This window comes from Ketobacter sp. (assembly GCF_003671495.1).
Lineage (GTDB): Bacteria > Pseudomonadota > Gammaproteobacteria > Pseudomonadales > Ketobacteraceae > Ketobacter.
The window spans coordinates 40570-62401 of record NZ_RCHN01000038.1; the positions used below are offsets into that span (position 1 = coordinate 40570).

A 21832-nucleotide genomic window follows, 5' to 3' on the forward strand; every position below is an offset into this window, starting at 1 on the left:
AAGTTGATTGCGTTCTCAAAAGATTAAATGACTTTGCATGACTCCAGCCACTGCTGACGGGAAACCCGCCCGTTATCCATATACTGTTCCAGGTTCTGCCAGTGCACTTTGAGGAAGGATTTCAAATTGGAAACCCCTCGGGCACCCAGCTCCTTGTCGGCCACCGGCACCTGCTTTTCAATGGCACCTTTACCGTAGTTCAAGCCAGTATCCACCACGGTATCAGCATAATATTGCAAGGTGAATTCCAACAGATTTTCACTGTTGGTGAGGCTTTCGCGACGTTTCAGGCAGCGCTCATCTCCGGCGGGTGCACTGCCACAATGGCGGTCGTACAGCCCGCTCATAAGATCCACGTACTTGCCGTCGTCCTGCAGTTTGGTGCACAAAAACGCGCCTAACCGTAAATTCGAGCGGATGGCCCGGTTCATCTGCTCATCCCGGGTCTGGGTGTTGGCCCGCAACTCTGCCTCCAGTTTCTGCAGTTTCTTCTTCAGGGCCTGATCGGTGACACCCGCCTGCACCGCCTCCAGTTCTTTCATCGGGTCCGCACCTTGGGCCGGCTTGCTTTTGCCCAGGGATTTCCAGTCCTTCTCTATGGCCAGCACCCGCTCCCGGGAGGTCAGCGATGGTGCCACCAACACCAAACGAAAGCCCACGGTTTTGGCGGTGTATTCCTGTTTATCCTGATAGAAGTTGTTCTCCTGCCGCAGCGACGTGCGCAGCTCACTGGCCGGCGTAAGGTAATTACCGCCCCGTACCACAAAGCCACCGTATTGTCCGTGCATACGATCCAGCTTGTTAAGACGGAACGGCTCCAGCATCATCTCATCCACGTTCCCCAGCATATCGTGCAAGCCCAGCGGATTGGGTTGCAAACGCCCCACCAGATTCAACTTACCGTTGGCCGATGCGCTGCCCGCATACCAGGCATATTGATTAAGGCCTTCCGGTACCGGGAAGGTGTTGTCGCGGAACTGGGACTGGGTCACGGCCAGGCCACCCCGGGCGGCAAATTCCCACTCGGTTTCCGTCGGCAATCGCACAAAGCCGTAATTGCCGTCCTCCTGGGGAATCTGCTGCAGATGATGCTCCCGCAGCCACAGGTTGTAGCCGTTGGCAAAGGCCACGGCATCGTACCAACTGATGCTCACCTGGGGCATCAAACCCTTCATGCCCGCCTTGCCGCATTCCGGCGCATGCACAGCCTGGTATTGCAGCTCTGTGGTTTCGTACTTGGCAATCAGGTAATAACGGCTGCTCTTATCCGCGTTGCTGAAACTGCCGGCAATGTGGGCCGGGCGGGAATATTCGATGTAACCCCAGTCATCACCATCGCGCCCCAGAGTGACACCATAGTCTGCCAGGGGTGACTCCGCAGGCACCTCCACCTTGCGAAACACCATGCCACCACCACAGGGCATGGGCAGCACCACATCACCGTCGGCAGGCTCGGGGTTGATGTACTTGTCTTTCCACTCTGCATAACCGTTGCCGGACAACAGCAACCAGAACAATCCCAATACAATGAAATCAGAAATCCCGCAGGCTTTCCGACGGTTCAACGTTAAGTGCACGGAGCCCCCCTAAACTTGAAACAATGGCAGCCAGGATCAGCGTTGCGGCAAACGCAACCGCCAGATCCATCGGGCCCAGATAACACACATAGGCCGACTGCGGCAGATAACTCGCCAAGGCCTGGTCGAATGTGGCCTGCCCAATACCGAACAGGAGCAACGCCACCACAAAGGCGATGCCGGCCAACACCGTGGTCTGCGCCATGATGAAGAATACGATATCCTGCCCAATCAATCCCATCAAGCGCAACATGGCCAGGCTTTTCCGTTTACGGTCGATATTGGACAGCAGGGCACCAATGAGCGCGGCCACCGCGCCTAACACCGCCGTCCAGGCGATGATGCTGAAGATGATGGTCAACAAGCGATCAACCGCTTTCACCGATTCAATCTCCGAGCGCTGTGTCAGCGCATCGATATTGTGGCCGCCAAGCCAATCATCCAAACGCGCCACATCGTCCAGGGTGTTTGCGTACAGGCGCACTTTGGCAAATTGAGTACGCTCAGCCTCCTGCAGTCGGCCGGTGGTGACCCCAAAGGCATCCACCCGATAGCCGTCCTTGAAATCTTCAATCGCCACCAGTAATGTCAACGACACCAACGCCACCGGCCGGGGGAAGACCTCCTGGGGCACGATGGCCACCACCACCAATTCCCGTTTGCCGCGCTCGCGCTGCCCATCCAATTGCCGCACCACCACCAGCTGCACTGTCTCCCCGGGCTGCACGCCCAAGCGGGTGGCAACGGCTTGGCTGATGACAATCTCGTCTCGGCCTTGCGGCGGCGCCAATATCGTATCCCTGGATTGCAACAGCGGGTCTCCGGCGCCGGAGGGCAGTAACTCCACGTTCTCCAGAAAATGCCGATGGTCTTTGAGTAAACTCACTTCCAGGTTCAGGGAGCGGGTCATGGGCATCACAAACCCGACGGCGGGCTGTTTTTGCAGTGTTGCGATCCAGTCCCGGGTCAGGCGGTGATTGCCCACGATTTTCACCGCGCGGATTTCCGGGTTACTCAACAGCTCCTGCCGCAGCTGGGTCACCACACCATTCTTCAGCCCGAACAACAACATCAACGGGGCAATCACCGCCACCAGCGAGGCCACCACACACAGGGACACAAACTTATCATCCCACAGGTCCTTCAATGCCAGACCCCAGCTTAGGCCTATGTGCTGCAAACGGCGCATTTAACGAAACACCGCGCCGCTGCCAGCAGCGCCCGTCAGATGGTCACCACGCAGGACCGGCAAACCAAAATGTTCGATCAGCGCTTCGTTGTGAGTCACCACGATCGCACTGACCTGATGGCGCCCCACCACATCCAACATTTTCTCGAACAGCCGCTGGCCATGGTAGGGGTCCAGTGCAGCCGTGGGTTCATCCGCCAGCAACAACGAGGGCTCATGGGACAAGGCCCGCACAAACGCCACCCGTTGCCGCTGGCCCACAGACAATTCCCGGGGTTTGCGGGCCATCAGTTCCGTCACCCCCAGGGCGTCCGACAACTCCGCCAGCAACGCGCTTTTGGGCGGCAGGCCATTGAGTTGCCGCGGCAGCAATAAATTTTGCGCCACCGTCAGAAAGGGCAGCAAGCCACCGGTCTGCAGTACAAAACCAATGTGACGGGCCCGAATCTGTGCCAGCTGATCCTGACGGGAACCCCGGATCAGCTGCGCGATATCGAAGGAGGATGCAGCGCTTGATGGTGTGAACTGAAAACGTTCAATACGGTGCGGGGCCAGGACCAGGCCGATCATTTCCAGAAGGGTGCTTTTTCCGGTGCCGCTCAAGCCGGCGATGGCCAGGGTTTCTCCCTGCGCCAGCTGCAGGCTGGGGAGCTGGATGGAAAAGGCATCGCCACCCTGCCCCCTGGTCATGTTGAGCCCCGCGATCTCCAGCATCACTCAGGGCAACATTTCCAGTGGCACCGGATAGACATGCTCACGGGGATCACTGCCCTCCGCCAGCGACACCCAGCGATCCACATCGTCGTTGTACTTGCGATAATATTTCAGCTTGGTGTTCAGGCGCCGGATGAATTTTTCCTGTTGCAGGCCGCTCCAGCTTTTCCAGGTTTCTTCATCCAGCATGAGCACTTCACTCAGATAAGGCAGGCCTTCAATATACTCCCCCATTAACCCCATTTCACTGAGGGCGGTGGATTCCGCCTGCTTGACCTGATTCGCGTCCTTACCCATGGTGGCAGACAAGGACTGCAGTTTCTTGAACATGTCGGTGGGCGAGATCAAACCCTGGTTGGCGGCATCGGCGATCTGCTTCACGATGTCGCTGAGATCACTCAGCTGACTTTTGGTTAACAGCACCCGCACGTCCACCGTGGGCTTGGTCTGCTCGACAATATCACGATCGCTGATCCAGCCTTCAAACACATTGGGGGCTTTCGCCCCGGTGACTTCCCCCAGGTAAGCCAACTGCATGGCGTGCCCGAGCAACAAGGTGTCCTGCAGCAGCTGTTCGTCTTCGGTATTGTCCGCACTCACCGGTGGCGCAGGCTTTTTGCTGCGGCCATATTCCGGATTGGCATTCAAGGCACTGCCCGCCGCCTGCTCACCGGAGTAGGCCAGTTTCACCTGGGCGGCGATGGCTTCCGCCAGGGCATCCACCTTGCGGCCGAAACGATCCACATCTCCGGCTTCCACCGGAAAGTAGAGGGGCTTGTTAAGAACAGCATTGTGGGTCAGCTCGGAATATTGCTGTTCCGCTTCAGCGTGATTGTTTTTCCCACTGGGGGTTTTCAGGTGCAGGGCATAGATGGCCACCCCACGATAGTCCGCCTCCAGCTTCACCTGGCTGGCACTGAGTCCGGTGCCGGACAGCGCGTCGTCCCCGTCCAGCGCGCCGGCGTCCGTCACCAGAATCAGGTAGCGGGCGCCAAACTCGTTCCACTTAACATCATCCAGGGCCTGCATGACACCGGCATAGGCGTCTTCATTAAACGCCTTGCTGGAAACCGAGGCCGGCTTCAGGGTTTTCACTTTCTCCAGAAAATCCTTGCCGTCCTTGACCGTCACCGGGTCCACATACATTTTTGACACGTATTCCAAACCGGGGGCCGCCGCCACACTGGAACGATAAGCCACCAGCCCGAACTTCACCTTGTCCAGCAGTTCTTTCTTTTCAATCACCTGATAGATGTTGTTGATTGCCTCTTTGGTGCGTTCGATGTACGGGCCCATGGAGATGGTGGAATCAATCACAAACACGATGGAGGCGGAAAAACCCTTGAACAGGTTTTTCGCGTTTTCATTGCTGGCCTTGGGTTTGGCATTGCCGTTGGTAGCGGACTTGGCACCGGCGCCGTTCTGTTTGGAAACCGACGCCACTTTCAGAATCCGGGCCCGATAGCCCTGCTCAGTGAAGGTTTCTTCCGCTTCCATCACCGGTAACAGATAAAAATTTTCTTCCAGGCTGACCTGGTATTCCGGCTCGCGGGAAACCACCTGCGGATGCCGCCCCTTGGTGTCCACTGCCTGCAAAATGGCCTGGAAAGGCGCCTCTGGCTCCTCCTCGGCGAACAGGTCATCCAATGGCGCCCGATCTTTAAAAAACAGCAGAGGGTGGCGGTCCGCCGGATTGGTGAAGGCCAGGGTCATTTGCATATTCCAGGGCACCGTGCAGTCTGCCTTCATCCAGCCGCTGGTGTTGCCATAACTGTCGGGGCCCACCTGCAACCACTTTGCGCCGTTGAACTCCTGTCGCTGGTAGACATAAAAACGGGTGAAAGCCGGCTGCGGCTTACCGCTGCGGCTGCTCATCTGCTCCGCCAGCTCGCAGCCGGGTACGGTCAATACCCGCTGGTAGATGGAGGTTTTGTTTTCCACTTTGAGCGGGGTTGCCCCATGAGCATGGTGAGCACTGAACAGACTGGCCCCCAACACGACAGGGGCCAGAATCAGCGGGGTTAACCGGGCAGGATTCAGGATCGCAGCGGCCATTCGATGGGCAATGTGTTTCATGTAAACAGGTTCCTCGGTGCTCAGGGCCTCAATGCTTGGATACGCTCTTTGGCAAACGCATTTTCAGCGTCACGCTCGAGTACCATTTCGTACCAATAGATGGCCGTTTCCCCATCCGGTTTGTCGATACAGCCGCCTTCCTGGTGGAACTCCGGATCGTATTCCTTGCCGTAGGCCAGCGCCACATCCGCATCCCCACCCTGGGCTTTGAAGGCATAGATGCGCTGCACCACACCACAGCGCTCCGCTTGCTTGGCCATGTCAATCACGGCGAATACGGCGTCCGGGTCCGGTGCGCTTCTCAGGCAGCCCTGCACAAACAACAGGTCGTCCAGATCGTTGAGTGATTCGACGCTGCACTCGCCAACGACGCTGGGATTGGCGCCATTGTCACCGCTCAAGGTGGACTTATCCTTTAACAGGAAAAACCAGGCCAGCCCGGCCAGGATCGCCAACAACAGCAACACCCCCAGAACCCAGGGCAATTTGGATTTCTTTTGCGTCGGTTCAGCCGCAGGCGGCTCCACCACCGGGGGTGGCACAGGCGTCGGTGGCTCGGCTTCCTGCGCTTCCTTTTCTTCCTCAGGTTCCGGCGCCGGCGGTTCGGGCTCGGGAATGGGTTCCGGTGCGGGCGGTTCGGGCTCGGGCTCGGGCACGCTGACCGGCGGGGGCACTGGAGGCGCCGGCTCCGGAGGCACAGTGGACCTGGCGGCTTCTGAAGACAGAATATTGCCCCGGATCAACACCCCACCCACATCCACGTGACTGCCGCATTTCAGCTCCAGGCGAAATTGGGATTGGGAGTTCTTCACCAGCGGATCAATCAGCCAGGGGCCCACAGTGCCTTGCAATAACTCATCGGTGAAGCTGAGCCCGGCGATGCTGTGCCACTCCTGTGACGTGGTCCAGTCGCCGCTGACCGCCAGATAACGCTCATCCTGATTGCGTTGTATCGATAACTCCAGGTCGTCTTCACCCTGGCTCCAGCCCTTGATTTTGATGTCGCCGTAGCCGGGCCCCCGGGCGGAGGGATGCAATTCAATTCTTAACATTATGCTGTCATTAACTCCTAACACTCACTGGCGGTGAATTTGCCGATGATCAATCCCAACTGCTGATTCTGATCCGGGGTGATTTCACGCCCTGCGCTGTGACCGGCATTGGCTTGGGCCACCTGGGAGAACGCCACCAGCCAGTCCGCCAGATAGGCCGCGGAAAAGTTATAGGGTTGCGGGGTGAGTTCCGGCAACTTGCCGTTGGCGATGGCCGCCGGCGGCTGGAAAATTTTGGTGCCGCGATTCACCAGACTGGCCGGCCGCTGCTCCAGTGCCATGCCCAGAAATCCCAACCAGGCAATAAAGTCACCCAGTTGCGTGCGCACGGCCAGAATTTGCCGCTCCACCAGCAGGTCCCGCTTGGTGGCATCCTGATCCACCTGGCCCACGGTGCGCAGCAGCATGGCCTCCAGGTTCATTCGGTTTGCCGCCGTCACCAGTTCATCCACAATGGCTTCCACACTGCCCACCGGAAATCCCAGATAACGGATCAGACTGTGCTGTTCTGTGATGCTACGGATGTGATTGATCCATTCCCGCACCACCGCTTTCGCAAACTGGGCATCACCGGAACTGGTGGTCTGGGTAGGCGTCTCTTCCAGGGCAGCGTCGTCGGAGGCACCGCTCAAATCCATGTCGAAATCCATATTGAGAAAATCACCGCCGATGGAGATGGCACCATCATCTTCCACCGCCTCCGGATCCGAGGCCTGGGACTGGGCCGCCATCTCATCATCCACCCGCAGGTACAGGGATCGCAGCATGTCCTCCGGCAATTGCAGGCGTGCCATAAACTCCCCCAGCAGCATGATTCTGGGTTTCACCTCATCGAACACCTGCTGAGCCAGCTTCTTTTTCTTCTCCACTTCGCTGGCGCCTTCGGACATGAACCAGGGACTCAGGCGCAGATCCACCAGGTCGTGCAACAAATTCTGCAACTGCTCGTTCAGACGCTCCAGCTTCACCGATTGCAACGCCACGGTTTTCAGGTACGCCGCCACCCGGCCAATACCACCGTCGTTTGCCGCCAGCATGGCTTCCCAGGCGGCTTCCGGGTCGCTGACGTGCTGCTTCACGTTTTCCTCATGGGCAAAGGTACGCTTCATGATCTCCAGCTGTGGCTTGGCAGAGGCGGCCACGCCGATTTCGCGGGCGCCTTCCAGCTCCAGAAACGCCACCGGAAAACCGGGCTTGCGCACCAGGAAGGTATTGGCGAATGGCTTTTGATCCACCCACTCCTGCATCCAGGCAAAGGAACCGAATTTCTCCAGCATGGCGGCTTTCATCATGCCGTCCCAGGCACCGGGCAGATTCTCCTCGCTCATGTTGAGCTGATTCACCACCCGCTTGTCGAACATGGTGACGGCCCACAGCAAGCCGGATTGCCGCTTGGCGCGCACGTCGGGCGTTTCCCCCTGGGTGCGGTTGATCCACTCCGTCAGCACCGGCCCCACGTCTTCCACATCAGACTGCTTGTCCGACGGTGTACACACAATCAGGATGTTCATCTCCTGGGAATCGGTGTAGCGCTCAAACAGATAGGCCACCTTGCCCCGCAGCAGCAATTCCGACACCGGGTTGACGCCGGCCTTGGCTGCGGAGCTGCGCATTTCATCAATGGAACCGTGATCCTTGCGGCCGCGATACCCCGGAAAATCCAGCAGGTCCACGTCCTCAAAAATGGGCTCCTTGGTTTTTTCCACCAGGGGGAACACCATTTCCACCGTCAGCGCTGCCAGCATGGCCGCCGACACACTCACCGGGGCCAGCACCTCAGCTGCCACAACGGGGCACACCGACAACGAGTGGTCGTCGCTGGTACCGATACGGCCGAGCATGTCCACGTTCATGATGCTGTCCGCCTGGGACAAAGTGCCCTGTGGCGTGGCAGACACCAGCGCCTCCAGCGGTGCATAAACGGTATCGGCGTTGTTCAGGCTATCCAACAGTGTGGAAAACTGTACGTAGGTCTCCGAAAATTCCGGGATCTCGCCCCACAAAACCGAAAACAGCTCAGCACGATCCCGGGCCGACAAATAAGGCGCCAGCCCCACCGCCGTCGGCCAGTAATATCCGGACAACGCTCTTGAGGTGGAAGAAAACCGATCGCTGAGATAATCCCAGATATCCACCACATCGTCTTCGTTGATGCCTTTACAGGGGGCCGCCTGCTTGCGCTGCGACAACGCCTTCAGCTTGGTGCGAATGTGCTGGTCGTTGTAGTCGTAATTGAACTTCTCGTGATTGAAATCCTTGAAGAACGAGTTGGTAAACACCTTCACCAGATCCGCTTCGGAAAACAACTTCAGCTCGATGGGAAAATCCGCGGGCCCGGCGTTGGCGGTACGACTGAAGCGGGTCACCAGGCCGGTGGCTTCCTTACCGCCCCCGGGGGGATTCACATGATCAATAAAGTCCAGTCGTTGGGGACCGTACTGGGTTTCCAGCTTGCCGTTGTCACCGGCCGCCAGGGCCGAGATCAGATAGGATTTACCCGCCTGGGACAGGCCGAAAAATCCCACCGTCATGGGTCGATTGGAAACCGTGCCCAAACGCCGCGCCATATTGCGGGCTTTGCGCAGACGCAGAATCAGGTGATCGGCCTCGTTGTCCAGCCGTGGTGCGTTGACTCTTACTTTCTCAACCCAACTGACCGCTTCACCGGCCGCATCCCGAATGGAGGCCCAGCGCTGGGTTAATTGTTCGGCGTTGATATTGCTCATCGAATTACGCTTCCACTATCCAACCAATATTGAGTTTCGCCCAGCCCGGCGTCCGTAAGGGTGTTGAGTTGCAGCTTCAGGCTTTTGGTTTTCACCGCCCCGGCATCCGACTCCACCGCCACAATCACAAACTTCTCGGTGCCCGCGGCATCGCCACGGCGACTGCGTTCATTCCGCAGGCGCACTTTCAGCACCGTGCCCTGCTCCGCCATTTGCCGCTTCACTTTGTCGTCTTCGATGCTCAGGGTGTACAGCGGTGCCGCCCCCCAACGTTCAGCACCCAATTGACGGAAGCCCAGGCGCATGGGCCCACGCACTTCAAAGCTGGTTTCCGGCAATTCGTAATCCGGGTCATCCAGATCGATATCCTCATAGAACACGTTACTGTTCTTCAGCATGTTGTTGTTGTCGATCAGACCCAGGTGGCGCACGGTGGAATAGGGTTTCAACGCCGCCGCCCGGAAGAAAAACTGGGACAGGTTAGGCGCCATGGCACACAACATGGCCCCCACAGCCGCGGTGGTTTTGGGGTCGTCGATGCGCCCCTGCTTATGGAAGGGATACCAGCCTCCGGCGCGATAGCCGTGCAAAGGAAAAATCCGATTCACCGGCACGGGCAGCAGGGATTTCAATACCGCCTGCACCCCGGGCAGGCGGGAGGGTCTGCCGGTCAGTAACAGCACATCACACTGGTAGTAATACACAATCTCACCCAGTGCTTTCAGGGTTTTACAGATATTGAAGCGCCCCTTCAGGAACGCCTCGTGCACCTTGCGCAGATTGATGGGCAGCTCCACATTGAGGATATTGAACTCCGTCACCGTGCACTCAGGATGGGTCATCACCGCGTTATTGAAATAATGCAACACGCGATCCGTTGGGTGTTCATAACGGGAAATAAAGTCACCAATGGTGACCGCGCCCAGGTTGCCCGGCTCAATGGGATCAAACTTTTCATAGGCGGACAACATTTCCAAACCAATAGGGCTCAGAATCTGCAATGACAGTTGCTGCCGCAGCACCGCCTCCTGCACCACCACCGGCTCACTGCCGATCAGCCGTGACAGCAATGGCTGCGGATCACGAATTCCGGCTTCCTTCAGGCGCTGCGCCAACACCGGCACCACAAACAATTGCAGCATTTCCAGCAGGATGTCATCCCCGGCCACTTTAAAGCCATCGCGGAAGCGCTGTTCCGGCACGATAAAGGCGTTACTGCTGCGGTCGTCATCCAGGCCATAATCATTGACCACCAGATCCGTGGTACCGCCGCCGATGTCGATGGAGGCAATGGTTAGCTTTTTACCGCCCTGCCGTGCCAGAGTGGCAAAAAACTCCTCGCGGCGACCGGCAAAGTTGTTCTGGATTTCACTGAACAGATACACCACCTGTCCGCAGGTGGCTTCGTCCCATTGGATGTGCACATCCGGAAAAGCAGGCCAGGCTTTTTGCTTACCCTCTTCATCCATGCCTTCATCTTCCGGATGCCAGCCCAGGCTCTTCCAGACAATACCCAGCGCCTGCTCCACCCGTTTGCGCAGAATTTCCTTTTCCGGTTTGGGCATGGAGGGCGGCACGGTCAACACGATGGTGCGCAAATGGCGCGGCATCTGCGCATGGCTCATTTTATTGCGCTGGCTGGGGCTGTTGATTTGCATCAGGGCCTGGGCGATCACCTCCGACAACATGAACGTCATCACCGAGCTGCGGGAATAATGCGGCCGGAACACCGGCAGACGGTCCGCTTCCGGCACCGCAAACAAGGCTTCCCCCTGCTCGTTGATCAGGTTCGCCACCGGCGCCGCGGTGGCATAGGGCTCGGAGTCAGACTTCACAAACGCGCAATTGAAACGCCAGCCGGGCTCGTAATTGTTTTCATCCCACAGATAGCGTTTCGGGCTGGATAATCCGGTGGAGCCCTCTGTGCCTTTGCGCTGGCTCGCCAGGCGCCGTGCTTCGGCCCCCACCCGCACGATGGTGGGCCACAGGAACGCATTACTGCGACCGCTTTGTACCGAATAATGATCCTTGCCGAAATTTGCCTGACTGAATTCCACCCGGCTTTCGAATGGCTCCGAATACACCTGGGACGGATTGGTTAAGTCCCTCAACTCCAGCTCATAGCGCTTGTGCAACGTATCCTTTTCCTGGGGATGATTTTCAATGAGGATGCCACAGGTGCGGGAGTTGCCCACATCCAGCACCATGTCCACCGGAATGGGTTTCTCCAGGTCGGTGGCGGTGTTGGTGGTGATCTTGTATTCGTGATCCGGCAGTTTGCTGCCGATCAGATACAGCAGGTTGAGATAATGGGCCTGGTAGTAGAACTCCTTACACTCGTCCTCAATGTCATCCTCCTGCATGCCAAAGCGGGAGCCGGCCTGTTCCGAGAACACCTCCTGCAGCCAACTGTTGACCCAGGGCAATTCCAGAAACCAGCCCATTTCATTGGCACGGTGGGCCAGGCTGAACACATGCCCGGCACTTACATCATCCCGGGTCGGGGCCAGATAGGACGTGTCCCGCAACACGTCAAACACCTGGGTATCAAAAGCAATGGTGATCCAATGGGTGTTACCGTCCCGGTCCTCGCCTTCTGCCAGTTCACGAATCCGCGCCCGCGCCCAGTTGGTGGGCCCTTCGGCAAACCGCCGCGGTGGGGTCAGACGGAAGAACGGCACCGGCAGCCAGGTGTCCGACAGCAGCTTCAGCGACTGGTCGATGGGCACACTGATGGAGGGCTTGATGGACTCGCCGGGTTGCGACGGGTGGAAAAAAATATCCTTGCGATCATCGTATTCCAGCCGGGCCACAGACAGATTACTGATCTGCGGCGCGAACTCGCCAATGGCCTCACGTTTCAGATCCAGCTTCACCGCAAAGTCGACAAACTGAATACTGCTGCCCTGAATCAGGGTAATCACTTTGTCTTCAAATGCTTTAATGGTTGGCAGCATAGGGTTTCCTTATTCCGTCATTACTGACGCTTGATCGACATGGGGAAGGCGTTTTCACCGTCATAGCTTCCGCTGCAATCCGCTTTCGAGGTTGCGCCCGGTTTGCATTCGATGTTCGGCAGACGATAGGTGGCCCCATTGGGACATTTCACAGCGCCCTCCGAAGCAATACTCAAACTGCCGCCGCTTGCGCGGGTGGAAACGTTGCCGACACAATCCACGCCTTGGGCGTCTTTCACTTTGACCTTGCCCTGGCCATCGGAGAAATCGTACTCCAGCTGCAACGGCCGGCCGGTTTCCGCGTCCTGAATGCCGGCGCCGGCGTTCCAACTGCCGTTCAGGAAACTGGCTTTCTCATCCTGCAACTGCTCTGCGCCCAATTGCAGGGGCTCGCCTGACTGCGGCTCGGGCACGGGTGGTTCTTCCGGAAGCGGCAACGGACCCTGCTCATCTGCGGGGGTCTCTTCCGGTGACGGAGGTTCTTCTAACGGAGGTTCTTCTGACGCAGGATCTTCTAACGGGGGCTCTTCCGGGTTCTGGGCAGGATCGACGGGCATCTCATCCGCAGGGGTCTCCGTCTCGGTTAACGGTTCAGCACTGTCCACATCGTTCACCGTATCCAACCCTGGATTCACCCCGTTGAGACGATCTACATCATCCACCAGAGTACGACGCCGAAGCTCAGGGTCTTGCTGTTCTGGCACAGGCTCATCGGTCACCGCCTCAGGCAGCGGTGGCGCGATCACCTCAGGCTCCGCACAACTGCGCCAGAGGAACAGCAGGGCCAACAACAGCAACAATGCCAACAGTATCCACCACCAGGGAAAACGCTTTTTGGTGGGCACGGGCACAGGCAGCGGGGTCTCGAGCACGGGTTCCGTCACCGGCGCGGTGGGGCGTGGGCCCATCGCACTGAGGCAGGCCAGGGGATTGGCCGGAATCACACCATCGGCACCGGTGAAACCCCAAAAGGTGATCACCGGTTTGTCATTCACCAGATACACATGCTGACTGTCAGGAAAAAAAATCACCTTATCCAGCAAGCGGCCAAAAATTTTCTGTTCCCGGTTTTCGCTGCGGCTCATTTTCTCCGCTTCCCCTTGCAGGGATTGCTGGAGAAATTCCAGATCCTTGATGGCCTGCTGCCGCTCATCATCGGTGGCGGTGGACCAGGGGATCACCTCATCCCCCTCTGCTGCATACCAGTCGATGTTGTCGCCGGTATCATTCTGCTGAGGAATCGCCAGGCAGTTGGCAACGTCTTTGCCAAGCTTCAAGCGCACCGCTTCACGCAACTGTAACGCCGAGCGATACACCGGTCTGCCGTCATCCCCAAGTGCCTTATATGACTCTAACTTGCCACTTCTTAAGAGAGCCCCCGCCATAATCCCCGCATCCATGTATCTGATTAGTCAACGTATAGTACTTGAATACCCTTGTGATCAAAAGATCAAAAACTGCTCAGAACCGCAGACAATTTTGCTAAACACCGCGAAAAAATATGATAGCCTGCGGCAATTGCTCTGACTTCATTCCCATCACATTGGCATTGGGTTGCTATGAAACGTATCGCACGATCGCTGACAGATAAGTATGTCGCCACCGACGCACTGGCTCAGTTCGAACCGCTCCAGCAGATTCTGAGGCAACACCTTCCCGCCAGTACCGCTGCGCTGTTTTCGCGCCCCAAACAGAAAAACGAAGATGCCGTGGAATGGTATTCCGATCTGGGCGGAGAACCCATTCCCTATGCCCAGTTAAGCCCGGAACAGAGCGCCAACCTGGATCGACTGCTGAACGAAAGACTGGACTCCATCAAACAACTCTCCAGCACCTTACGTGCCCGGGGCGAGACGGCAGCGGCGGACATCCTGGACAATGCCGTCCGCTATCCCAACCAGGATAACCTGTACTCCCTGAACGGCGAGCCAGTCATCACCTTTTGGGGTTATGGTCTGGCCCCCCAGGCGGCACTGCCGGTAAACGATACCCCGCCCTTGGTTCCCCCGCTGGAGACACCAGCGCCTGCAGCCACCAGCACCACACCCAAGCGACGATCCTGGCTGCGTTGGTTGCTGTTGCTGCTTCTGCTGTTGTTACTGTTAGGCCTGTTATATTACTTTTTCTGCCCGCTGGCAAAAGATACCCCCCCCGAGGAACCGGTGGTGGAGGAGGTGGAGCCCGAACCGGAAGCCCCACCCGAGCCTGAACCGGAACCCGAGCCCGACCCCTTTGAAGAGCTGCTGGCACTGATCAATGCTGCAGGCGACGATTGCGCGCAGTTGCAGGCCATCTTCCGCACCCATCCACTGCTGAACAGCGACGCCCCCCGGGCCATTGCCCTGAAAGCGGAGCTGGACACCAAACTGCAACAGGACTGCCGGGAAGAGCTGATCAAGGATGCCAAGAACCTGTGCCCGGAAGAACGCCCGGAAAACCTGGCACCGGAACTGGTCATCGTATTCGACGCGTCGGGCTCCATGGGTTACAGCATCAATATCACCACCCAGGAAGCCCGCCGGGCGGAAGAAATGATGCAGCGTGAGAAAATGGCCAACGCATTGTCTCAACTGTTTGGCGGCCGCCGTCAGAGCAGCAGCAACTATGATTACATTTTCAAGAACCCCAGGATCATTCCGGCCCGCGAAGCAGCGAATAGCGTGATCAGCAAAACCCCCAGCGACGTCAACGTGGGGTTGGTGCTGGTGGGCAGCTGCCCCGCCGCCCAGAGTTACGGCTTCTTCGCCCCCGGCCGGCGCTCAGAACTGCAACGCTCCATCAGCAGCATCCAGCCCAAACAGGGCACCCCGTTAGCGGATGGTGTGCTCAAGGCGGGCCAACTGGTGGACGGGGTGAACAAAGAATCCACCATTCTGGTGGTGTCCGACGGCGAGGAAAGCTGTGAAGGCAATCCCTGTGCCGTGGCCAATGCCCTGGCCCGCTCCAAACCCAATCTCACCATCAACGTGGTGGACATCCTGGGCACCGGGGCCGGCAACTGCCTGGCCAGCGCCACCGGCGGCAAGGTCTACACCGCAAAAAATGCGGATGATGTTCTGAAGATGGCCACCGAGGCCGCCCGGGACGTACTGGGGCCGGAGCATTGCGTCAAGCCTGAGGCCAACGCAGCACCACCGCCTTGAGGCGACCGCTAGCTTTTCTTCATCGGTCGGCCCCGGACCACGGTGAAATTGCTGCCTTTCTTGTAGGCATCATAGATGTCTTTTGACATGTCGTAATAATACAGGGCATAGGTTTTGCCAGGTGCTGCCATCGCGATTTTTACGCAGTATTCAGCGGTAAACGCCTTTTGCTGTTGCCGATTCCAGCCATCCTTCAGGGTATGGCTTCTCAATCGGCTAATGTGTTCAGCCACACTGATTGCGCCATTGGATTTAAGGTCATCTCGGCACTTGTTCTTAGTGGTAGCCATCATCGGAATCGAGTACTTCGTGGCGGCGGTGATTTCAGATGCCCCAAACCAGGCATAAATCCAACCTTCTGCTTCGCTGTTCAGCAAGTGCTCCCGGTTGGCTGAAGCAAACTGCTTCGATGTACTGTAGTCCTTCGGATGCGGCCAGCCGGTTTGTGTTCGGTTGGTGTGGGCAATCTCTTCCAGCATCATCCGCACGAAGCTTTCAAACTTGCGTGGACTCTCCTGCGCCTCCACCAGCCGGATAACATCCACAGCATCAATGTAGGCAGTACCGGATGCAAGACCGTCACAGATATAGATCTTGCCGCCCCGCTTCTCAAATGCCGCCAACTGGCCTTTACTTGCGCTGGTGTGTTGGCGAATCAGATCCAGGGCCCGTTGGGTTTGTTTGCTCAACGACTGATACCTGGATTTCGTGTACTCCTTGCATCCGTCATCCTGATTGGTGGGTGGCGAGGTGGGGGCGGGAGTGGGCGCAGGCGTGGGCAGCGGCTTCGCCACCGGCAGATAAAACGTGGCCTGATTGGCATGAGGTATGACACCCAGGAAAAATCCGCTGATGGGATTTTTCAGACAACGCTTTTCTTGCGGACGGGGCAGATGGGTAATCTCCACCCGAATCCCGCGGGCAGCAAACAGCTTTGAGCGCTCGATGGCAACGCACTGATCGAAATTGTTGATGGCCAGGGTCAGGATGTAGCCCGTTTTATCCGCCTTCAGATTCACCCCCGGCTGGTTACAGCCCTGCACCCGGGTAAAGAATCCTGCTTGATACGCCAGGGCACTGATGTCCTTTTCGGCGCTGTATTGATGGGGAATAGAGGTTTGGATGGCCAGCAGGGTGTCAAACACCTGTTGCGGCAGCCGGTTACCCAGTTTGGGCAAAGAACATTCTGGTAAAGACGGCCGGGCGGAAACCGGAAACGACAACACCCCAAGCAACAAGCACAACACTACCCGCGTCACTGCGACTTCCCCCTATCAATCCGTGCAGCCCGTATGAACAGTCAACCCACCCTGGGCGACGCTTGGGGCAACATCACCGATTTAAGGCGAAGATGCAAGGAATTGAAGGCAGTAATCCTGACTACTGGGGTGTTTTCGGGAAATTTCAGCGCTTTACCAGGGCACCGGAGTCCACCGAGGGACGTTCCACGGTGGTGGATCCCGTGGTTGGCGCCTGCAGAGCCACACTATTCAGACTGCGGATTTTCGCTTCCACTTCCGCCTCCAGGCCCGCAGCCAGACGGGCGTCCATGGCGCGGGTATCCAACTCAGCCTCAGTGAGGGACTCAGCAAAAACAGATGTGGTGATCAGTAACAGCGGCAACAGCAACAGGGGTTTCATAAGATGGATTCTCCAAATACAACGTTACTATTGTACACAAAATATTCAATTGTGCAAAAAAGTAACACCTAACTTATGAATCAATAAGTTACTGCAGCCACCAGGCAGGACGCCTTAACTGAGCCTCCTGCCTGGCCTAACTGGCATAATACGGGATTAACCGCCATTCAACTCACAACTGGTCCCCACCAACACGCCACCGACACCGGCCACCTGCCAATAGCCCCAGAAGCCCGGCTCCCCAAACAGCACCTGGTCCGGATGGTCCACATGATCCCCACTGGCATCAAAGATCAGGCCAAGGGATAAGCCCTCCGACGTGGTCAGCACCAGGCTGCCATCCACCAGAGTTCCCGCGAACGGATAGTGTTGTCCCCGCGAGGTGACCAGCTCACCACGCACCTGGTCGTCGGCAAACACATCCAGGGCAATGGCACCGGTGTTGTCCGCTGTGGCCAATGGCAGGCTTTCCACCCCCACCGCGCCGCTGAGGCGATAACGGGCCGTGGGGTCGCCGGCCACCCGTGTGCCGGAGAACGCTCCCGAGCCCCCTTCAACATCGTTGCGCCAAACCCCGTTCACAATCCGGCTGAAATCCTCCAGACTGGCCGTGAATTGCGCCCCGTTATTGGCCTGGCCTGCCACAAAACCATTGTTGGCATCAAACCGCAGCCCCGCCTGTGGGGATACGCCAATGAGCCGGTTCTGCCGTTGACTGTACACATAGGCACTGGTGACTCCGGCCCGGGGGGCGGTGTCGCCGAACACCAACGGGTCTACCCGTTGATGCTGAATCCACAACACATAATGCCCTGCATCCTCACCGTTGAAGGTGCCGGAAAAGATACCGGAACTCTGACAGGCAATGGTCTGCTGCAGGTGCGCGCTGGCCTGGCCTGCACTGGGCAACACATGGAGTGCGGAGTCGTAGGTGTTTAAATCCTGAATCACATCCAGCAACGCCAACTGATTGCCAAAATCGGGATCGCTAAAGTCCAGGGGCGGCCAGTCCAGTTCCACCGCCCCTAACGCCGTCAGCAACTCCGCTGAAGGGGCAATGCCGTTTTGCGGATCGCCATCGGAATCCAGCATCTGCAAAAAGCGGGCAATATTCTGCACCGTCACCTGCTCAAGCTGGCCATCCTCCACCAGATCCACGGGAGTGACCACGCTCTTGCCCAAGGCCGAGCCCAGCTCAATGCCGTTAAACGAAAAGCGCACGTCCTGCGCAACGCCATCCAGAATCTGGTATTCAAACGTGCCGGCAGCGTCGGTGATGCCGGTACGGCTACCGGATACGTAGGTCAAGCCGGCGACGGCGCTGTCGAGGAATTGACCGGTGGTGGTGGTCACCACCGTGCCGCCATCATCCTCATCCGAGTCGCCCCCGGAGCCGCCGCAGGCGACCAGCAGCGCAGAACTCATCAGCAGGGTGAAGGGTGCAACGGGTTTCAGGCGTGTCAGCCGTGTCAGGGAGCGTTTCAGTGTGTTTGTATTTTTCATGGGTTCGTCCTCAAGGGTTGTTACGGGTTGCTGTGGATGTCTGGCCCGTGCTCAGGGCCTTGTGTACAATCCCAGCTTTACGGAACCCTCCTGGCGCAACAAACCTTTATCAGTATTGATTGGTACTGATTAAAAAAAACGAATAAAACCTAGTAAAAACAATCCACTAAGCGAGCATAGGACGCCATTGAACAGCACTGATTTTTATGCGGTACGTCCGGACCTGGTCCTGAATGCAGCACGCTGCTTCAACATTCGGGTCAGCATTCTGGAAAGCGGTGCCCGCACTTTGTTCAACAAAGCCATCGCCATCGACGCCGGCAAAGAACAGGCTCGCTGGGGCCGGCATCAGTGCGCCGTGATCAAGCAGTTTTGTGAATACACCGCCAGCGGCGACACCGATGTCACGTTGCCCTGGCAGGAATTGGTGGAAGACGCCATGAACTACGACGGCCAGGAGGGTATCTCACCGCGCACCGGCAACCGCCCCCTGGCCACGGTGGAGCGCTGCGCGATCGATGCCTGCGCCCTGCGTGATGCCCGATTGCAGCGCGGCTGGGAGCCGGCAGAACTGGCAGAACGCTGCGGCCTGCCGCTGCGGTTCCTGCAGGCCATCGAAGACGGGGAGTGGAAAGACGTGGCCCGCTCCACCGCCGATACCATCGCCGCCGCGCTGGACCTACCGGTGGCGACCATCCTGGTTACCGATTCCGCTGCAGACACCACGGATCAATCTGCACCGGAACGCCCCGGTTTTTTGCCTTTCGTTGCGTTTCTGCAACGGCCAGTCACTTCAGCGACGTTGGCCACGGTGCTGGTGCTGGCGGTGGTATTCACCGGCTGGTGGCAATGGCAGGACAGCGCATCAGGATCGCCCCTGGCCGATGCCCTGATCGACAGCCAGTGGCATATGTCGGTGGAACTCATCAACAAGAACATCCCGGTGCCGGATGCGGAGATCGAACGCTGGCGCAACGGGGGCTTCATCCGCCTGGAAGCGGATCAGGGCATCGCGTTCAACTGGATCGACCCCAGCGCCCTGGTACGGCTGCCGGATGGCGTGAACTGGCAAGCGGATGAGCACCAGTTGGTGCTCAAGCTGGACAAGGTGATCTACAAGTTCGACATCCAAACGCTGGAAGACACCCACACCACCCTGGACACCACCCGCTCGTTTGAGATGACGTTGCATCGGTTGTATTTGTGAGGGGCCCTGTAAATCCTCGCAAAAGCTTGAACAAAACACCTCTACAGCCCGCATTTTTCGGCTCGATTCGAGATAAGTTTGAACAAAACTTTCGAGAAAAGATTGAACAAATTTCTGCTATCCCCAAAAAACGCCTAAGGCCCACGCACCACGTGGGTTCGACATAAGTTTGAACAAGTTTCTTACCGATCCCAGCTCATTATCTCTTCACGACCATGCGCTGAAATTCTATGCTCAAAACATGAGCAGACTACTAATTCGACCCCATCGGCAACCCGATGAGTGCATGGTCAGTTATCTCATCCGGGTCAGCGAGCAAAATGGCTTTCACCATATCGGCCATTTGCTCCAGCATGCCGGTCTACCGTGGAAAAACCTCCGGATACCAGCCCACCAGATAATTACTGGAGAGTATGACATAGCGCCGTACTTTTCCCAGCTGGGGCTCGATTATACCTATCCGAGAACAGCTGACACCTTCAAATCGTCCCAAGTGCCGCACTTTACCACCAAGATCTTCGTCAAAACCCCGAAAATCTGCCCCGAATGCCTCGAAGAGATGGGATATTCTTCCGACCTATGGAGCCACATCCCCTATACAGCCTGTATCAAGCACAAGCTGGTCTTGGTAGATACTAGTCCTAGGACAGGGAAGAGGTTGAGCTGGTACCGCCACTCTCTCAATGAATTCGGTGAAAACGACCCATTCCCACCGGTTAATTCGATACCGAAGGCCTCGCCTGCAACCTTAGCCTTCACCAGGGCAATGACTCATCTGATCGAGGAACGTAACCCACCAAAATCGATTCCCGCCGTGCTTAGGCGCCTGAACTTCGCTGAAGCCTTGTCTCTAATCCATTTCATTGCACACTACCAGTACAGGCTGTTCCACAAAACACTGTTCACACCGGCTAGCTTGGACAACCTGACTGTATCTCACCATTACACCCAGGCATGGCAAGCCTTGAAACGCTGGCCTCATGGTTTCCATCTGCTGCTTAGCCAGTACATTGATAACCCGATGAGCGAACGCGGGCAGTCGGGTATCAACAAGCACTTTCGCGACATCCACGAAAAACTGTATCGGCAGCGAGAGAACAAAGGTATTGCTCGCCTACGTGCCGCGTTTGACCAATTCATCGAGATCAACTGGCCGAATGCAATTCAAACCCATCGGCTTACCAGAATATCTTTATCATCAGATGAGCGACCGCTGATAACCCAAAAGGAGGCACAACGCCTCCTTGATTGTCGAGAGCCCCGAATTCACAGTCTGATAGCCCAAGGCAAAATAACGCTCCATAAGTTCAAAGGCAAAGCCTACTTCAACAGAGAGGAAGTCGGGACTCTGGCTAGGCTGTACCAAGATAACTGGTCAATGGAACAAGCCATCATTGAGACCGAACTTTCCCGCTACCAGCTTAAGCTGCTACTTGATGCAGGACTTGTTAAAGCCTTGCAAAGGGCTGACTCACAGAACCGAGATTGGTTAATCTGTAAAAGGTCATGGCAGCGCATGATTAACAATCTCAAAAAATCACCCCTGCAACATGAAAACTTAAAAGGTAAATCACTAAGCGGACTACAAAAGCAAGGCTTCATGATCACAGACGTATTTAATATGCTTGCGAAATCACAGCTAAATTACTCGTTCAAAGAATCAACAACCAAACCTTTTAGCTTTAAACAAATTGTAGATCTCCGTTTGAATTGACTGACAATTCCATAGAGATCTCCTGCATTCGTATCGCCTCACAAATCTAAATCTTAATTCCCCACATTTCTTTTATTCTTTTCACCGTATGTTCCCACTTGGGGGTACGAGGCCTGGCAACCGAGTTTTGGTTTCCAAACAGCCCAACCTCGTTCACTGCCTGAGATTCCGGCACCTGGTGAAGCCAGGAAACGGGCACGAAGTACTCAGCTTCATCCTCGCCACAGTCTGAGGCCAGGTTGTATTCGCCTTTCAGATGCAACTCAGGGGTGATGAACTCATCGGCCATCACGGCATGGCCTGTTACTTTGGCCACTCCCACATAACCAGTAC

General features: G+C 57.0%; 14 protein-coding genes and 1 pseudogene. 3 read left to right on the forward strand and 12 right to left on the reverse strand.

Going from position 1 to position 21832, the window contains the following annotated elements; genetic code table 11:
- Positions 1–23: 23 nt before the first annotated feature.
- The 8 genes from D9N14_RS18030 to D9N14_RS18065 are packed head-to-tail and all read right to left on the reverse strand — an operon-like array spanning position 24 to position 13691.
- Positions 24–1577, reverse strand: coding sequence for an SUMF1/EgtB/PvdO family nonheme iron enzyme (locus tag D9N14_RS18030; protein ID WP_290582319.1), 1554 nt, complete (start codon positions 1575–1577; stop codon positions 24–26).
- A complete protein-coding gene (locus D9N14_RS18035) occupies positions 1534–2766 on the reverse strand; it encodes an ABC transporter permease (RefSeq protein WP_290582321.1) in 1233 nt (410 codons plus the stop codon). Before D9N14_RS18035 ends, D9N14_RS18030 begins: the two co-directional genes overlap by 44 nt.
- Positions 2767–3480, reverse strand: a complete 714-nt coding sequence (locus D9N14_RS18040; protein ID WP_290582347.1) for an ABC transporter ATP-binding protein — start codon at positions 3478–3480, stop codon at positions 2767–2769. It abuts the gene before it with no gap.
- A gap of 3 nt (positions 3481–3483) precedes the next feature.
- Positions 3484–5535 (reverse strand): vWA domain-containing protein, encoded by a 2052-nt coding sequence (locus tag D9N14_RS18045; protein WP_411267957.1) that lies wholly within the window; start codon positions 5533–5535, stop codon positions 3484–3486.
- Positions 5536–5576: 41 nt separating this feature from the next.
- A complete protein-coding gene (locus D9N14_RS18050) occupies positions 5577–6608 on the reverse strand; it encodes a hypothetical protein (RefSeq protein ID WP_290582325.1) in 1032 nt (343 codons plus the stop codon).
- Positions 6609–6625: 17 nt separating this feature from the next.
- Positions 6626–9334 (reverse strand): putative virulence factor, encoded by a 2709-nt coding sequence (locus tag D9N14_RS18055; protein WP_290582327.1) that lies wholly within the window; start codon positions 9332–9334, stop codon positions 6626–6628.
- Entirely contained in the window at positions 9331–12291 is a 2961-nt protein-coding gene (locus D9N14_RS18060; protein ID WP_290582329.1) for a virulence factor SrfB, read from the reverse strand. The genes D9N14_RS18055 and D9N14_RS18060 overlap by 4 nt, the downstream gene beginning before the upstream one ends.
- 20 nt (positions 12292–12311) lie before the next feature.
- A complete protein-coding gene (locus D9N14_RS18065) occupies positions 12312–13691 on the reverse strand; it encodes an SrfA family protein (protein ID WP_317622644.1) in 1380 nt (459 codons plus the stop codon).
- A gap of 159 nt (positions 13692–13850) precedes the next feature.
- Between D9N14_RS18065 and D9N14_RS18070 the strand changes: the two genes are divergently transcribed.
- Entirely contained in the window at positions 13851–15434 is a 1584-nt protein-coding gene (locus D9N14_RS18070; protein WP_290582333.1) for a hypothetical protein, read from the forward strand.
- Between the two features lie 8 nt (positions 15435–15442).
- Here the strand turns inward: D9N14_RS18070 and D9N14_RS18075 are convergent, their stop codons facing one another.
- The 3 genes from D9N14_RS18075 to D9N14_RS18085 all read right to left on the reverse strand — a co-directional run bounded on the left by D9N14_RS18075 (position 15443) and on the right by D9N14_RS18085 (position 18578).
- Positions 15443–16693, reverse strand: coding sequence for a hypothetical protein (locus D9N14_RS18075; RefSeq protein ID WP_290582335.1), 1251 nt, complete (start codon positions 16691–16693; stop codon positions 15443–15445).
- Positions 16694–16838: 145 nt separating this feature from the next.
- Positions 16839–17075 carry a hypothetical protein gene (locus tag D9N14_RS18080; RefSeq protein WP_290582337.1) on the reverse strand — a complete coding sequence of 79 codons (237 nt, stop codon included), beginning with the start codon at positions 17073–17075 and terminating at the stop codon, positions 16839–16841.
- 156 nt (positions 17076–17231) lie between these two features.
- Complete coding sequence (locus tag D9N14_RS18085) at positions 17232–18578, reverse strand: hypothetical protein (RefSeq protein WP_290582339.1); 1347 nt, start codon at positions 18576–18578, stop codon at positions 17232–17234.
- 187 nt (positions 18579–18765) lie between these two features.
- On the opposite strand from D9N14_RS18085, the gene D9N14_RS18090 reads away from it, so the two are divergent.
- The gene (locus D9N14_RS18090) at positions 18766–19785 is read left to right on the forward strand and encodes a helix-turn-helix domain-containing protein (RefSeq protein WP_290582341.1); all 1020 of its coding nucleotides are present in this window, start codon (positions 18766–18768) and stop codon (positions 19783–19785) included.
- Positions 19786–19954: 169 nt separating this feature from the next.
- Entirely contained in the window at positions 19955–21499 is a 1545-nt protein-coding gene (locus D9N14_RS18095) for a TniQ family protein (protein WP_290582343.1), read from the forward strand.
- 46 nt (positions 21500–21545) lie between these two features.
- On the opposite strand, the pseudogene D9N14_RS18100 reads toward D9N14_RS18095, so the two are convergent.
- Positions 21546–21832, reverse strand: a pseudogene (locus tag D9N14_RS18100) (nuclease); the annotation flags it as partial.

Bases quoted from the DNA above. Each gene is read 5' to 3' on its own strand.
- D9N14_RS18045 (WP_411267957.1), bottom strand. From the start codon at position 5,535: ATGGCCGCTGCGATCCTGAATCCTGCCCGGTTAACCCCGCTGATTCTG.
- D9N14_RS18080 (WP_290582337.1), bottom strand. From the start codon at position 17,075: ATGAAACCCCTGTTGCTGTTGCCGCTGTTACTGATCACCACATCTGTT.
- D9N14_RS18050 (WP_290582325.1), bottom strand. From the start codon at position 6,608: ATGTTAAGAATTGAATTGCATCCCTCCGCCCGGGGGCCCGGCTACGGC.
- D9N14_RS18065 (WP_317622644.1), bottom strand. From the start codon at position 13,691: ATGGATGCGGGGATTATGGCGGGGGCTCTCTTAAGAAGTGGCAAGTTA.
- D9N14_RS18060 (WP_290582329.1), bottom strand. From the start codon at position 12,291: ATGCTGCCAACCATTAAAGCATTTGAAGACAAAGTGATTACCCTGATT.
- D9N14_RS18035 (WP_290582321.1), bottom strand. From the start codon at position 2,766: ATGCGCCGTTTGCAGCACATAGGCCTAAGCTGGGGTCTGGCATTGAAG.
- D9N14_RS18085 (WP_290582339.1), bottom strand. From the start codon at position 18,578: ATGAAAAATACAAACACACTGAAACGCTCCCTGACACGGCTGACACGC.
- D9N14_RS18040 (WP_290582347.1), bottom strand. From the start codon at position 3,480: ATGCTGGAGATCGCGGGGCTCAACATGACCAGGGGGCAGGGTGGCGAT.
- D9N14_RS18055 (WP_290582327.1), bottom strand. From the start codon at position 9,334: ATGAGCAATATCAACGCCGAACAATTAACCCAGCGCTGGGCCTCCATT.
- D9N14_RS18070 (WP_290582333.1), top strand. From the start codon at position 13,851: ATGAAACGTATCGCACGATCGCTGACAGATAAGTATGTCGCCACCGAC.